Annotated in this window: 12 protein-coding genes; all 12 read left to right on the top strand. The window is 60.3% G+C overall.

The annotated features are described in order from the left end of the window. Positions 1 to 180 precede the first annotated feature (180 nt). The 12 genes from AC5Y21_RS18180 to AC5Y21_RS18125 all read left to right on the top strand — a co-directional run bounded on the left by AC5Y21_RS18180 (position 181) and on the right by AC5Y21_RS18125 (position 15,599). On the top strand, positions 181 to 1,002 hold the full coding sequence (locus AC5Y21_RS18180; protein ID WP_499914336.1) for a ParB/RepB/Spo0J family partition protein: 822 nt from the start codon (positions 181 to 183) through the stop codon (positions 1,000 to 1,002). After that, positions 999 to 1,874, top strand: a complete 876-nt coding sequence (locus AC5Y21_RS18175) for a ParB/RepB/Spo0J family partition protein (RefSeq protein ID WP_499914334.1) — start codon at positions 999 to 1,001, stop codon at positions 1,872 to 1,874. Before AC5Y21_RS18180 ends, AC5Y21_RS18175 begins: the two co-directional genes overlap by 4 nt. Beyond that, positions 1,871 to 3,232, top strand: a complete 1,362-nt coding sequence (locus AC5Y21_RS18170; protein WP_499914332.1) for a DNA methyltransferase — start codon at positions 1,871 to 1,873, stop codon at positions 3,230 to 3,232. Before AC5Y21_RS18175 ends, AC5Y21_RS18170 begins: the two co-directional genes overlap by 4 nt. A gap of 167 nt (positions 3,233 to 3,399) precedes the next feature. Then, positions 3,400 to 4,827 (top strand): hypothetical protein, encoded by a 1,428-nt coding sequence (locus AC5Y21_RS18165; protein WP_499914330.1) that lies wholly within the window; start codon positions 3,400 to 3,402, stop codon positions 4,825 to 4,827. 467 nt (positions 4,828 to 5,294) lie between these two features. Then, a complete protein-coding gene (locus AC5Y21_RS18160) occupies positions 5,295 to 5,576 on the top strand; it encodes a hypothetical protein (protein WP_499914328.1) in 282 nt (93 codons plus the stop codon). 189 nt (positions 5,577 to 5,765) lie between these two features. After that, the gene (locus AC5Y21_RS18155; RefSeq protein WP_499914326.1) at positions 5,766 to 6,029 is read left to right on the top strand and encodes a hypothetical protein; all 264 of its coding nucleotides are present in this window, start codon (positions 5,766 to 5,768) and stop codon (positions 6,027 to 6,029) included. A gap of 69 nt (positions 6,030 to 6,098) precedes the next feature. Then, on the top strand, positions 6,099 to 8,327 hold the full coding sequence (locus AC5Y21_RS18150; RefSeq protein ID WP_499914324.1) for an AAA family ATPase: 2,229 nt from the start codon (positions 6,099 to 6,101) through the stop codon (positions 8,325 to 8,327). 513 nt (positions 8,328 to 8,840) lie between these two features. Beyond that, entirely contained in the window at positions 8,841 to 9,281 is a 441-nt protein-coding gene (locus tag AC5Y21_RS18145; RefSeq protein WP_499914322.1) for a hypothetical protein, read from the top strand. A 197-nt stretch (positions 9,282 to 9,478) separates the two neighbouring features. Continuing rightward, entirely contained in the window at positions 9,479 to 9,736 is a 258-nt protein-coding gene (locus AC5Y21_RS18140; protein WP_499914320.1) for a hypothetical protein, read from the top strand. After that, on the top strand, positions 9,733 to 10,467 hold the full coding sequence (locus tag AC5Y21_RS18135; protein WP_499914318.1) for a recombinase family protein: 735 nt from the start codon (positions 9,733 to 9,735) through the stop codon (positions 10,465 to 10,467). Before AC5Y21_RS18140 ends, AC5Y21_RS18135 begins: the two co-directional genes overlap by 4 nt. Positions 10,468 to 10,612: 145 nt before the next feature. Beyond that, positions 10,613 to 12,004, top strand: coding sequence for a site-specific integrase (locus tag AC5Y21_RS18130; RefSeq protein ID WP_499914316.1), 1,392 nt, complete (start codon positions 10,613 to 10,615; stop codon positions 12,002 to 12,004). Between the two features lie 184 nt (positions 12,005 to 12,188). Continuing rightward, complete coding sequence (locus AC5Y21_RS18125; RefSeq protein WP_499914314.1) at positions 12,189 to 15,599, top strand: AAA domain-containing protein; 3,411 nt, start codon at positions 12,189 to 12,191, stop codon at positions 15,597 to 15,599. The last annotated feature ends 10 nt before the right edge of the window (positions 15,600 to 15,609 follow it).

Here is a 15,609-nt window from a genome sequence, read left to right as displayed (position 1 = left end):
GCGCAGCGTCGAGCAATGTAACCGAGTGCCTCGCGAGACTGGTATCCCGACCCGCCCCTACTGTTCGAGAGGTTTGTCGGTGGCATCTCTTAGAATCACAACGCTGTAACTAGAGCAGGCCGAAGCCGGTCGTTGCAATGGCATACCGGGTCGCGACCGGACCAAACGAGAGGGTCGAGGGTGGGCGCCAAGCAGAGTCGGCAAGATGGCTTACCGCGAGTCCAGAACATCCCCGTCGACCGCATTCGGCCAGAAGCCGGACTTGCGCGCAAGAGGGACCGAGTGGCTCACCGTGATCTGCAGCGCTCCATCGAACGATTCGGAGTGCTGACGCCAATTACTGTCCGGCATGCGCCCGACGGCACGGGTGACTACCTGCTAATAAAAGGCCAGGGGCGCACCCTGGCCTGCCGGCTTCTCGGCCTAGACAAAATCCCCGCCATCGTCGTCGACGACAGCTTCGCCGACAACGTAAAGGTCCAGCAGTTCCTAGTCGAAAATGTTGCGCGATTGCGGATGCGACCGGTTGACCGGGCGCTGTTAATAGCGCGCGCCCGGCAGGCAGGCGAAGAAACGGCGGAGGTGGCGCGAAGGTTCGGCGTCTCGGCAACAACTGTGCGTCGACTTGAGGCTCAGCTCGAAGGAGCTTCCAACAGCGAGGTCGCCGCGTTGCGTTCCGGCAGGTTGAAGTTGGCGCTCCATGCGGTGATAGCCCGACACGTCGACGGCAATGAGCGAGCGGACGTGGTCGAAGCTGTCGCCGAACACTCAATTTCAACGAAGGAACTGGAAGCGCTTTTCGTCGCACTTGGCTGGCGCAAACTGATGGAGCTCGGTAACCGTCACCGTCGCCAGCGCCTCCTCCTCTTGGCCTGGGCCTGCAGCTGCCTCGACGAGCTTCCAGCCGGATCGACGAAGGAACGATTACGCCGGCTCGCCCTTGCAATGCCGTATCACTTCGAATCTCACGGCCTCACAAAAGTTTCGGTGGCGCTGCAATGAAACTGGTAGAGATCTCGGTCGATGCGCTCGAGTTAAGTCCAGATTTGGCGAGGACGGGGAGCGCCAAGCAGTTCGAGGACCGTTTGCGGTCATCGATCCAAGCAATCGGCCTCACTGAACCGCTGAAGGTTGCGCCGCTGTCAGCGGGGCGATATCTAGTGATCGATGGCGCGATGCGGGTCCGCGCCGTACGGAGTATCCGAGACGCCGAACCTTCGCGGTTCAATACGGTCGCCGCGTATGTTTTCGACTATGACCGTCGATATGAGCTTAGGTATCAGTCGGATATCTACCAGGACTTGCTTCCGAGCCAGCTAGCACAGCTCGTCGAGCACCTTCATGCGACGGAGCATGTTCGAAAAGTTGATATCGCGCGCTACATTGGCGTGTCACCTGCGACACTCCGCAATTACACTGGCCTCTGGCGACTTATCCAGCGCGGCGGTCTCTTCGCAGCAATTGTCGAGCTGATGGATGTCGAAGTTATCCCGTCATCGAATCCTTATGCCTGGCTCCGTCTGACTTCAGATGGCATGCGGAAGGTGCTTGAGGACAACTTCACCGAGGGCGAGAACGCAGAGATTTGGGTGCAGCGGATCTGCACGGCTGCTCAACAAGGCGAATACATCCGCTTTCCGATCAAGTTCGTCGAAGCAACTACCGACGCTCTTCCTTCCGAGTTTTATAGGGAGGGTGAGGAACTCCGGTCAGTTAAAAGAGACATCGGCCAGAGACGTGGTAGGGCTCGGCCCAAGGCGAAGCCGAAAGTCGATTACACCCCAGCCCTTCGAAAGCTAACTCGTGTCTCGCGCAAGTCGTCGGAACCGGTGTTGCGGACGGCAGCGTTGTCCCTGAAAGAATATTTGCGATGAGACTGTCCACGAGCTGGTGCGACGAAGCGTTTTTCACACTCCCCGAGCCGGATTCGCTTGATGGCGGCACCACCTCAGCAGGAACGCTGTGGCACGGCATAAGCCCACGTTGGGGGCATTCTATGCACACTATGTGCTCCTACCACGGCATGTTTCCCGCGAAGGTCGCTCACTACTTCATTCAGAGCTACTCTAAACCGGGAGATGTCGTCCTGGATCCATTTAGCGGGCGAGGTACCGTGGCCCTTCAAGCTCGCGTCGAAGGCCGTAAGGCCATTTGTAATGATCTCAGCCCCCTGGCTTTCATACTCTCGACAGCCAAGGTTAAACCCCCGACATGGGACGCCGTTATGGCGACGATCGATCAATTAGAACGTCAATATCGAAGAAGGCGGTCTCTTGACCCCGACGTTCCGGCAGACATACGGATGCTCTACCACCCGACAACGCTCCGACAAATATGTTTTCTTCGCTCCTATCTTCTGAAAGAGCCTCTTGTCAGATGGACGTCCGAGGATTCCATGATCGCCGGTGCGTTAGCCGGGATTATGCACGGCTTGTTTCGTCGCGACGGAACGTCGCAATATCTCAGCATTAGCATGCCGAATACGTTCAGTATGTCCCCGTCTTATGTCGAAAAGTATATCCGCGAGAAGGGTTTGGTTCCTCCCGACCAGGATGTGTTCAGCTGTATTCGCGACAAGCTCGCAAGATTGTACTTGGACGGAATTGCGGGTCCTGATGGCAGGTCATTATCAGCGGACGCACCAACACTTCTTCGAGGCAAGAACATCAAGCCGGGATCTGTGGACCTGATTGTTACGTCACCGCCGTACCTTCAAGTCGTGAACTACGGCACCTCAAATTGGATTCGTCTTTGGTTGTTCGGCTTGGACGAAGTCGCTAGAGAGCGAGGTGCTGGCCGGCAAACGTTAAACGCTGCGCTCGACCATCGCCACACATATTCGTCATACGCCGACTTCCTACTAAGAACACTCCGAGGTATGGAACGCGTACTGAAGCCAGCCGGCGTTGCTGTCCTGATCGTCGGGGACGTAGCTGACCCAGGCAAGACGCCGATGCCGCTGGCAGCCCGTATCTGGGAAGATCTGTCTGACAGAACTGAGCTTCACTTGATGGGGATGATCGAAGACCATCTGGCCGCCAGGAACAAAGTCAGTAGGATTTGGGGTGAGACGAGAGGGCAGGCGACTAACCGAGATTGCGCTCTCATCCTTAAGCGCAATTCCGGTGAGCCAGAGCCGACTCCTTTCGCGGTCGACTGGGATGAACCCTATAAAGATGCTGGACCGGATGCGGCGCATGCTCGTCTAGATGAGATGCGCTACGCATCTTAGTGCTAGCCCTCGCGATCGGATTCTTAGTCAGTGGAGTGCTGTTTCCAACGGTTAGCAGGTGCGGCAGAGTTTACTGGCGTAACCCTAAGTCAAATCGGGGTTCGCCGATGTGCTCGAATGGCGAAGTGCCGCTTCATAGTGCGCTAAACCCACGTCAAATCGAAGTCTTGAGCTGGATCGAAGAAGGCTGCCCAGATGGGCGGTGGAATAACTCCGCGTACAAACATGTGGCGGTCGCCCTACAGAGCCGTCGCTTAGTTGAAGTGTCGAAGCGGGGCGGAGCGTGGAGCGCAGCGATACTGCCAGCTGGCCTGCACTACCTCGCCCACGGGAATTATCCACCGGGGCATTGGATTACACGGAGGAGTCGCGCTTCGTCGCCAGACCTTGATCCGCCGGTTCAATCAGCGCGCGTCTCGCCACAGAAGCCAAAGTCACTCAGCGCATCAGGATCGCGCTCGCCGGAAGAGCTCACACCCACACGAAAGCTATTGAAGGACATCATTGACGCTGGCGGCTTCCTGGAGCGCGACATCCAGGACGACAGTACGAGCTATGGCACGTTGGTCGGGATCATCAATCGCAGGAAGATGGCGCCGGACGGCCAGGAAGTAATCCTGCTGAGCGGCGCAAATTATCACCAGCTCATCTTCCGGTTGTCATCCGTATCGGACTGGAAGACGCAGCCGCCTTCCGAAACAGTGGCAGCTGAGCGGATCGGGCGGTGGCATCCGGTGGTGGCGACGCTCCGGTCTGAGAAGCGACTCAATTCCCTCGAGAAGCCGTTCCGCGATAGGGCATTTCGGCTATTGCATGCTATCGCCCGTGAAGCCGAGGCTCGCGGATATTCTGTACGGCTGCCGAACCGTAACTCGCATGGGTATGTTGAGGACTCGAGCCGGTTGATAGGTGACTTGATCATCGAGCTAGAGGCCATCCGCTGCTCTGTGGACATTTGGCAGCCGAAGGACAGGGTGGCACATACACCTACGCCAGCCGAACTCGAAAGGGCGGAGCAATACTCGTGGGACCGGCCACCGAAGTACGACTACGTGTCGGCCGACCGGCTGAGCATCGCGCTGGACACCAGTAGCCGCTACTCATCGAAAATCACTTGGCCAGAGACGAAGACGCTACCGCTGGAACTACGACTGCCGGACGTGATGACAACGTTCGAGCGGTGGGCAGTAATCGACGCAGAGCGCAAGGAAGCCGAACGGCTTGCTAAGATCGAACGCCAGGCAATCCGCGAAGAAGCCGAGCGGCTTGCTGAGTTTCAGCACGCCGAAAATGTTCGGGCCGAAACGCTGCGCAGCCAGCACGCGGCGTGGCGGGAGGCCAGTCAGATCCGGGAATTTCTGGGAGCAATGACGGCAACCGTTGACGCGATGAGCCCTGGTGACCAGCGTGACGCGGCTACGGAATGGGTGGGTTGGTGCCGACGATACGTCGACGATACGGCCGACCCTCTGAGTAGACCGCTAACGATGCCATCGATCCGTCGGCCGACGTGGGAGGAGCGCACCGCGTTAGAGAATGCGTTCGCGCAGGAGCTGGAACGGAAGAAGGCGGCAAGGGGCGTCACGCCACGATAGACGCGAGGGCTCACGACGATATGGACGCGGCACCCCTGGCGACCGCTAGTGGACTGCCAACACCGGCCGACAAGGCGGCTGGGCCAGGGCGATTCACAGAACGGCGATTAAATGATGTTCGTCCACAACCGGTTTCAGGTCTCGCCACGTCTTGCACCCAATAACTCAGGACCTCGAAGTGGCGTCCTCCGCCACCGTGGCCGTGAGGAGCCAATACGGCGATGTCGGTTCTTGGCGGCGGTCAGACGCGACCGTGTGGCCCGGTTCGGGCCAGTTGGTACGCGACGGTACCCACAAACGAAATACGCATAGGCGTACTAACTGCAAATTAGGTGGTCTATATGTATTCGTCGTTTTGGCCCGGTCCGGACACGAAATATATTGCCTTGCACCTAGTTTCAATTCGATGTATTAGTGGTAGTGCTGGCGGCCGCAAACCGCGGCGGGCACTACGAAAGGAAACAAAGATGACGGTGATGAACTGGGGCAACGAGCGCGGACTGGTTGACACTGGCCGCCTGGAGTGGCGGGATGACGTACCGACCACGCTGACAGCGCGGCGGTTCGGGCGTGACGACGGTGATTTGTGGGTAGCGACGCGGTGTGGCGTTTACGTGAACGCCCTCGCGCTTCTCGATAAGCACCGCGAGATCGTGGAAGCCCACCCGGATGCGTGCGTGATCCGGTTAAGCGTCTCGGACTTCGATTGGGTCACACGGGCCGAAAGGCGCGGTCGGCGGATTGCATGAGTGTGTTATCGCGCCGGTGAGAATGATTGGAGGTGATGCGCTAAAACCATTCCGCCGCAACTGCGTTCAGCGTATCTAGGCTCAGCGCGGGGCGACGAATGTAGTACGCTTAGAGGACGGCCTTTCGGGCCGGGGTGTTAAGGCTTGGCGGGCGTGCTCTCCGAATCACACAGGAGGGCGTAACACCAAATGAATGTTGATGATGATCCGGTACTCACCGAACAACAGCTGTTTGAGTATCTGCGCTATGAGCGAAATCTGGTTAGCGTCACACGGCGCAGCATCAAGTATGCCGTGTTGCGCCGTGAAATTGTGCCGACCCAGATAGGCGGAAAGAACTGGTTCTCGCGAGCTGACGGCGATGCGTGGATAAAGGCATGCAAGCAACCGACGCCGACGAGGTTTGTTGGTGTGCATGCGCATCGCACGCCGAAAAAAGCTGCTGCCCAATAAAACTTACCCCGGTTCGGATAAGTACGAACCGGGGTAATAGGACCAACCTGGGCGAAGGACCTGACCGAGATGATACCCGACCCGACCACACGCCGAAAGACGAAGCGGGCCAGCGCGGCGACGAACGGGCACAGGCCTGTCAACTTCCGCGAGCTTGCACCCGTATACCTGCAACGAGGCTATCCCGCACCAATCCCGCTACCGCACGGCCGGAAGTCGCCGCCGCCGAACGGCTACACCGGGCACCACAACACCGGACCGCCCACAGCTGAGCAGATCGAAGAATGGCGGCAGACGCGCGGCGACGACGGCATCGCGTTCGTGTTGCAGGACGGCCAAGTCGTCATCGACATAGACAACTACGAGAAAGGCAACTGGCCGGCTGGCACCGGCCTGTCGACGATATCCGACGTTGCAGAGCGGGCCAGCCATAATTTGCCGCCTGGACCGAAGCTGCGAAACAGGACTGACGGCAGCGAGAAGCGACCTTTCCGGGTGCCCCACGGGTTGAGGTTCCGGAAAAGCCTGGGGCCATGTGTGGATGTTGTCACGCCGACTCACCGTTACGTGAACGCTGGCATCAACCCCGACACCGGCAACGCCGAGCAATGGTTCGACGCCGACGACAACCCGCTGACCGAACCACCGCCGCCGGAAAGCTGGCCGGAATTGCCGTCAGCCTGGCTACCCTGGGTGATTCAGGGCTACCGTGACGGGGCGACGCGATATGCGACCGATGAAGAGGCCCGAGCATGGCTGGACGGCATGCGTGAAGGTCCCGTGGGCCCCCTAGCGCAAGAGCAGCTTGACCACGCGCTGGCTGGGCTTGATGGGCGTTGCCCCAACCCTGACCACGGCGCACGACACGACTGCTCGCAAGAACACGTCCGCTGGCTGGTAGAAATGGGCGCTGCGGGATTGACCGGAGTGCGCGCGGCGCTCGCGTTCTTGCGTACAGAGTTTGTTGAGGCCGTGGGACCTGACCGCGATGGCGGCAAGCGTGAGGCCGCGGCCGAGTTCGACAGCTTCGTGTCGTGGGGCGCTAGGGTGTGCCGGCCGGACGTGTTCTACGCGACACGGGCGATGGACCGGAACATGGCCGCCCACGGTGAGCCAATCAGATTGAACGACACCACCCCCGGAGACCACCAACCCGAAGCCGAACGGGTAACACGGTCGTTGGCCGATGTGACGCCGACCAAGGTGACTTGGTTGTGGTACCCGTGGATACCGCTCGGCAAAGTGTCGATCCTGGAGGGCGAGCCCGGCGAAGGTAAGTCGCTGCTGACGCTCGTGATGACAGCGTTGGTGACAACTGGTGGCGAATGGCCGAGGACGGTCGTTGACGAGACAATACTGCCGCGCAGCAGCTTCGGCCCCGCGGGCGTCGTGCTCGTCGGCGTGGAGGACGACGAAGCGGACACAGTGGTGCCGAGGCTAGATGCCGCTGGGGCTGACCGCAGCCGTGTGCATGTGATGAACCAGCTGACGGACGATTACGGTAACCCGAGGCCGTTCGTGATTCCCGAGGACATCAATCGGCTGCGGCGCGCGATTACCGAGGTGAACGCAGAAGTCGTGTTTATCGACCCGCTGACCGCCTTCCTATCGACCCAACAGGTGAGGGCGGGCGACGACCCGAGCACGCGACAAGCATTGATGCCGTTGGTGACGCTGGCCGCCGAAACAGACTGCGCGATCGTGCTTGTCCGCCACCTTAATAAGGCGACCGGGATGAGCGCGAAGAACCGTGGCAGCGGGACGATTGCCTACACCGGGATTACGCGATCGGTAATTGTGGCCGGAATGCTCAAGGAGCCAACACCGGACGGCGCCACGCACGCGATAGCCCGAACTAAAGGCAACCTGTCGAAAGAACCGAAGGCGATTGGATACCGGCTCAGTAGCGCCCCGGATGACCCCGATAGCCCCGTGATCGAGTGGTGCTCGCCCATGGACCTCACCGCCGATCAACTCGTCGGCGCGGACGGCGCCAAGGTAAGCGATGCCCGCAAGTCCGCACCAGCTCGCCAAGAGGCTCAGGAGATCTTGGAGCAGCTGTTGGCCGACGGGCCGGTGAATGCGGATGACGCAATCAGATTGACGAAGCAGAACGCTGATTGCGGAATCAACACGGTCCGCGCGGCAGCGAAGGAACTTTGTGTTGTGAAGAAGCCAGTGCGGACCGCTGGTAATAGCAGGGTCGACCATTGGACATGGGAGCTGCCGCCAAAACGACTGCGACTGAGCGACTTACGGAATGGAGGTGACGAGAGCCTAGATAACCCTGATCCCTAGACGGGGTGTCAAGGGTATCTAGATAGATCTAGGGGTGTCTAGCGGTATCTAGAGTGCCCAGATAACCCTGAAGTCCAGATATCCCTAGATACCCCTGGCCTTCCCACTATGGAACCAGGATTATCAAGCCCGCCAACGACGCTCGATAGCAAGATATGCGAACGAACTCGGCCGCGGGGATAGAGGATCCTGGTTACCGGTTGAAGATTGCATGACCGTGCATACCCGCATTAGACGACCTCGCAGAGAGATGACCTATAACGGATTGGACCTATCATGAAGTTCTCCGAAGAGTGGTGGGCGAACTATGCACACCCCGAAAACCGGTGTGTTGCACACCGTAAGAATCGCGAGCAGTGCCGCCTGCCCGCGCGCGCAGGGGCAACCGTATGCCGCGTTCACGGTGGCGCCGCACCGCAAGTAATCGCGAAGGCGCGTGAACGCCTGGCACTGGCGGCCGATCGGATGGCCCGTGAATTGCTCGGAATCGCCACAGGCGCAGAGTCAGAGGCCGTGAAGCTGCAGGCGGTGAAGGATGCACTCGACCGCGCTGGCCTGAGCGCCAAGCAGGCCCTTGAGCTCTCGGCCAAGCCACTCGAACCTTGGGAAGAAGTCTTACGTGATGTCGCCTTCGCCAGCATCACACGCGCAGAACATCGCGCCCTGGGTGCCCTGCGCGATGGTGATCTCGCCCGGGCCGCGCGCGAATTGGAGGTAGTGGACGCCGAAGTCGTACCGTTGCAGAAGCCCCGCGCTTACGGGCCTAGAGCCACCGTAGGCGATGCGGACCGACTCGGCGCAGCCGAGCGACCCGCCGATAAATCGGCAACCTCTCTGGCGCCGGTAGCAGCGCTGCGCGCATTGACCCAAGACGAAGCAGCCGACGTGATGCGGGAATCTCGGAAGCGAACCGGCCAAATTCGCCGTAAGGGAAGGATTCGGCGGATGCGGTAGAGACGGGCTGGCCCCATGATCCGCGGACCAAATTCGCGAAGCGGGTAGTTTGCCACAGCGGATAGAGCAGCAGATATAAGGCATATCGAAGTGTGCTGTCTGGCGTAAGCTTCGGGGCGAGGCGCCGCGCAATCTAAAGGTTCAGCGGCCTACCTGGTCGCGGGCCTGCGGGCGACACACCGACGAGAGGAACCGACGTGGAGAACGTGCAATACCCTGCCGACTGGCTCGCTGGCGGCGGGCCACCCATTGAAGACCTAGGCCTACACGAGATGCCCTATCCGCTACGCGAGTACCCGGCGGTGACGCTCATTCGTGACAACGGCTTGTGGAAAGTTGTTGCGGGCGAGCGGAACAGCGTGCTCGCAGAGTGTGATTACGAGGACCTGATGGAGTACCTGGCCACCTACGCCTGGCACGTCGAACACGCCGAGCGGAACGTGACCCGCTCATGAAACTCGTTGCTTACCTGCGGGTCTCTACCATTGAACAAGCCGACAACGGCTATGGGCTCGATGTGCAACGCGAAGCCATCCGCAAAGCCACCAAATCGCTGGATGCGAAAGTCGTGGCCTGGCCGGCTGACGAGGGCAAGAGTGGCGCGCTTGATGCGGCCGACCGCCCCGGCCTGCTCACCGCCTTGGCGCTCGTCCGCCACGGCAAGGCCGATGGGTTGATCGTGCGTGACCTCGACCGGCTCGCCCGCGCGGTAAGTGTGCAAGAGGCAGTCTTGGCTGAGGTCTGGGCCAGCGACGCAGGCGGGGTGTTCACTTCTGTTCCACCGCAGGAGGTTCCGCGTGATGACCCCGACGACCCCATGCGGACGGCCATGCGCCAGATGCGCGGGGTGTTTCACGAGTTGGACCGCCGGCTCATCGCCAAGCGACTCCGCGACGGCCGCAACGCCAAGTCCGCGAACGGCGGCCACGCCACTGGCTCGCCACCGTACGGGTGGCGGGTCGACAAGCCCAACGCCGACAACCCGCACGGTGCGCTGATCCCGGAGCCCGCCGAGCAGGCCGCGTTGGCTCGCATGCGGGGGCTACAGGCTATGGGCTACTCCACCCGCGAGATCGCCCGCGTGCTCGCTCAGGAGGGCCACCCAACCAAGCGCGGTGGTCGGTGGACCAGCCCCGTCGTCGCGCGAATTTTGGCGCGCATTGGCAGGCAGGACACCGCCGCATGAGGCCGCTCGCCTGCCGCACACCGGACGGCCACGCCAGGGCACCTGCCTACAACTACGGCGTCACCCCAATCGAACGTCAGCGCTGCCGTCAGCGGCGACACCTACGTGACCACCGCACCCACACCGACCGAACAGGATTATTGAGATGGCAAGGACGCAGAAGCGCGTAACGCAAAGCGGCGCAATAAGGTATGTGGCGAAGTGGCGCGACCCAGACGGCACCGACCACAGCAAGGGTGGCTTCACGACCAAGAAAGCTGCGACCGACTACGCGCGCAACGCCGAGAGCGCAGCGGCGCAGGGGATCGTGTTCGATCCGGCGAAGGGCAAGATGCTGTTCCGGCATGCGGCGGCGATCTGGTTGGAGTCGCGCAAGGCCGACACCCGCAACAACGCCGAGAACCACCGCTACGCTCTAGCCTCGGCCGCCAGCCGTCGTGGCGACGGGAAGACGCTCGGCATTGACGCAGTGTTCGGCGGCTACCCGCTCAACAAGATCACCCGCGAGTACATCCAAACCTGGGTCAACCAGCTCACCGAGGCGGGCAAAAAGCCATCCACCGTGCGGCATGCGTTCTGGACCGTTCGCATGGTGCTAGAGCAGGCCGTAGTGGATGGCCGGCTGGCGAAGAACCCCGCCGAACACGTCAAGCTGCCCAAGGAAAGGGGCGCAAAGGGCGCGAAGGTGGGCGTGGTGGATCGCATGCAGTTCCTCACCGCTGCACAGGTTTCGGCTCTCGTAGAGGCGACGCCGTGGCCGTACAACGTGTTGGTGAACCTGGCGGCGTGGTCGGGACTTCGCGCGGCGGAACTCGGCGGGCTACAAATCCAGGACATCGAGGTCTCGCCCAATGGGGGTATGAAGGTGCACGTTGAGCGAACCGCTGCCGCCCACGGCCTCACGAAGACGGACGGCTCGCTGCGAACAGTGCCGGTGCCTGGGCCGACCGCAAGCCTGGTCCGCGATTACCTCGCCGATCATCCGCGTCGGCAAGATCCCAGCGCGCCCCTATTCCCCGGAATGCGGCTGACGACGCCCCGGCCAACTGGGGTGCGGGCGACACCCGCCGCGCCCGGAGCGGCCACTACGGCTGTGAGCGAGGCAGCACTGAGCGCGTCGGCGAAGGACTGCGCGCGAAGGCAGGCCGAGGCCCTCGCCGAAATCACCGTGGCGGACGCTGAGAAGCGGTTGGTGCTCGACTGGATCCAGCCGTTACGCCACCCGACGTTCTATAAGGCGGTGTTCCGGCCCGCCGTGCTCCGCGCCAACCGGACGTCGGGCAACGCGGTCCTGCCGGCGGGGTTGCGGTTCCACTCGCTCCGACACACCTACGCGAGCCTGTGTGCGGCGGTCCCCAGCATTTCGGTTCGCCAGGTTGCCGAGTGGATGGGGCACGCGAACCCGACGACGACCGAACTCGTCTACACGCACCTCTACGCCAAGGCCGACCACGACGACGAGATGGCCGCGCTCGGGGCGATGGCGGCTCGTGCGTCAGAGATTTACGACGGGAACGTGATCCAGCTGCGGGTTTAGGGTTGATCGCGTAGTGACAGGGTGCCTGTTCGTATCGCCCCGGTCCACGCCTATTCGCCCACGCCGTGGGCAGACTGCCGACGAGAGTCCCGTACTGTCCTCCGAACTCCAACGAGTCCGCACAACCGGCTAGGTTCACCACGCGTCGGTTCACCACGCTACTCTCCTGCAGAGAAGAGCCCTATTGGAGGCGCAGTTGCCAGAACAAGTCGGCCAGCACTTTTTCCTCGTTGGTGACGACCGTCGCGTGGGCGGCCTCTCTCATATTCGCAAAGCTGTCGATGTGCGAGACGCATCACAAGTCGCGGTCAAATTCATCAATGGCAATTCCGATGAACTCACCCGCAAGGTTTTCGAGAGAGAAACAAGGGCTCTGCGCAAATTGAGTCATCCGAATATTGTTCGGTTTAGGGACTCTGGAATCGACGAATTGGGCAGATATTACGTAGTGCTAGATTGGGTTGACCGCAGCCTCATCGACTTGCTGAACGATCCGCCTTGGAAAAACTGGGGCGAGTTTTACCGGTCGATCGTGGAGCCATTGCTCGATGGCCTTGCGCATGCCCATCTGAATCGAGTGCAACACAGGGACATCAAGCCAGCCAACATCCTCGTAGCCAGTTCCGGTGCTCCACTCCTTGCCGACTTCGGCATTGCCAAAGAGATGAACGAAGAATTCACCGATCTGACGGTGCAGAACTTCCGCTCGGGGCCTTATGCGCCGCCCGAGCAACAAGCCGCACTTCCCTATGTGCGCGACATCTACGGATTCGGGGTGGTGATTCTCCAATGCCTTAGCGATGCGCCAATCGAAGACTTTCCTGATATTCAACGGGCACTTGAGGCGGTGCGGGTACCGGCCGAAATTCGTAACCTACTTGAAGCGTGCGTCAACCCCGAGCCCACGGAACGGCCTGCGAACGCGCGTGTCCTGGCGGATGAGTTCCGGAAGTTAGTTCGCGATGGAATAGCGGACGTCCAGAAGCCACAGAATGCCGTCTGGCTGGACATGACCAATAAGGCTCAAGAGCACCTCGCTGGCGCTCCCCCGGACCGCACGCGAGCGGCCGCAAAGATGAAGAGTGACTTAGCCGGAACTGTCTTCGCCCACTTTGCAATCGACCGTGAATCCGGTGAACTGGACCGCTCCCGAATCATTCTTATCGGCGAAGAACACCGATACAGCCTGAAGCGAGACGAGGGGAGCCCAAGATTTGTCGTGATCGCGGCGCCTGCGCCGGAATTTGAGCAGTTGGAAGGCGGTCGTCGCCACGGACTGGAGCTCCCCCCGATTTTCAGTTGGGTATCGACACAACCTGCAGACGTCGTCGCTGCCGACCGCGGACGTCAGCGGCTTCAAGACCTTCTAGAGGACTTCGCGAGAGGTGAAGAGACACCTGACGAAGAGCGGGTCGATTCCGAGAGCGCCGCGTTGTTCGAAAAGTGGCTACGGCTACTCGAAGCGAGGGAAGACCTCGCCCGCGGCGAGCACCAACCCCTCCAATACAAGAAGGTGCGCAGCGTCGGCCGAAGGAACACTTTTGAACTGAGCAACCCCTGTGAAGCTGATCTAATCGGTACCGACTGGCAGATCCTCGATCAGCAGTCCGGGCGACGGTTTGGCCACGGTGAGATCATCGAGCAAGACTCAGATGAATTAGTTTTGCTCTCGCCGAGAGCGCTCGGCTCGCTTCCGCCCACGGCCACACTGGTGGCCTACGACGCGCCCTCAGCCATCGCACTCGGCCGACAACGTAACGCGTTGGTTGCCGTTCAAAATTCCACGACGCCGAGCCCAGACCTTCGTCGACTAATCCTGGACCCAACTTGCAATGGCGCTCCCTTGAGCGTAAGCGTGGAGAATTGGTTTGAAGCACTCGATCCCGTAAAGATGCGTGCCGTCGAAACAGCTTTGGGCGCAACGGAGATGTTAGTCATTCAAGGTCCTCCGGGAACTGGAAAGACCCGGTTCATCACCGAGACCGTAAAGCAGCTGCTTCGACGAAGCCCCGATTGCAGGGTGTTGATCGCATCACAGACGCACGTAGCGGTAGACAACGCAGTCGAGCGCCTTCACGAAGCAGGGGTTGATCGGCTCGTCCGGCTAGCGGGTGCCGATGATTCGGTCGTGCAGCCTGCCGTACGTGAGTTTCTGCTGGATGCCCAGACGGCCAAATGGGCGGCCAAGGTGCGTGCGCGTGCCGAATCGCACATCGCCGTCAAGGCCAAGGATCTCGGTTTAGAAACTTCCCACTTACGAGCTGTCCTAGCACTGGAACAGCTTGCAGCGCTCGCCCAAGAGTACGAAGCCGTTGAGGAACGCCTATCAAAGCTAGCGCCGTCTGAGTCCGGGCCGACGGACCTTGTCACCGCCATTGAAGAGGAGAACCCCGCCGAAAGCCTACAGGCTCGATTGGATCACCTGGCTGATCGATGCCAAGAGCTTTCCAAGGTCGCACAAACGCATCTGAAAGGCGATTTGACCCTCCCCGAACTCATCAGCAGTGCAGAGGCTAGGAACGCCATCGATGTCTTGCTCGGTGATGACCGCGCGGCCCGCCAACTGGTGAGACGCATTGGCCTTCAAGCACTTTGGCTGGATTCGATCAGCGCTGAGGACAGCTTAGCGACCCTATTTCTGGCTGGCACTTCAGTCGTTGCCGGCACCTGTACTGGATTTCTGCGAAACAAGGCCGTCGGTCAGTTGGAGTTCGATGTATGCATCATCGATGAGGCTTCAAAGGCCACTCTTACCGAAGCCATCGTTCCGATGTCCCGCGCGAAGAGATGGATTCTTGTGGGCGATACGCGGCAGCTTCCGCCAAGCGACGAGGATCTCCTGAGGAGACGGGACCTACTTGACGAGCACAACCTTTCGCGCGCAGATGTCACAGAAACCTTGTTTCAACGACTCGTTGAGCACTTACCGGATCATTCCCAACTGACTCTCACGGAGCAGTACCGCATGATTCGGCCGATCGGGGACTTGATTTCGAGTTGCTTTTACGCGAACGAGCTTCGTTCGCCGAACACTAAAGGTCTCGACGGCTACGACATGGTTATGGGGCGTTCCGTTACATGGATCGACACGGCGCCTCTGGGTGATGGACGTCTTGAGTACGGAACCCAGAGCTACGCAAACCGGGGCGAGGCTCGGATCATCATGGCGCAACTCCAGACTATTGATGCCGCTATCGAGCGGCGGCTGATCAAGACCGACACTGGGCAAAAGCGCCTAGAGGTGTTGGTGATCGCGCCTTACAAGAGCCAAGTCGACGAGTTGCGACGACGCGTCGCGGTCCAATCTTTTAAGCACCTTGATGTATCGGTGATGTCGGTCGACTCGGTCCAAGGCAGGGAAGCAGATCTTGCATTCTTCTCTGTGACCCGAAGTAACCGCCGCCACGAGATCGGATTTCTCGGTCCCGATTACTGGCGCAGAATCAATGTTGCACTCTCTCGAGCCCGGTTTGGGCTCACCATCGTGGGAGATTCGGCTTTCATCAGAGGGACCAAGGGGGCCCTGAAGTCCGTTCTGGCCTACATCGAAAACCATCCGGATGACTGCACGATTCGGACGGCTGAGAATGTCTAGGTACTTTACG

Source organism: Mycobacterium sp. NGS41 (assembly GCF_059812725.1).
The sequence above is the reverse complement of the archived record's forward strand: the minus strand, read 5'-3'. Positions and strand labels throughout refer to the sequence as shown.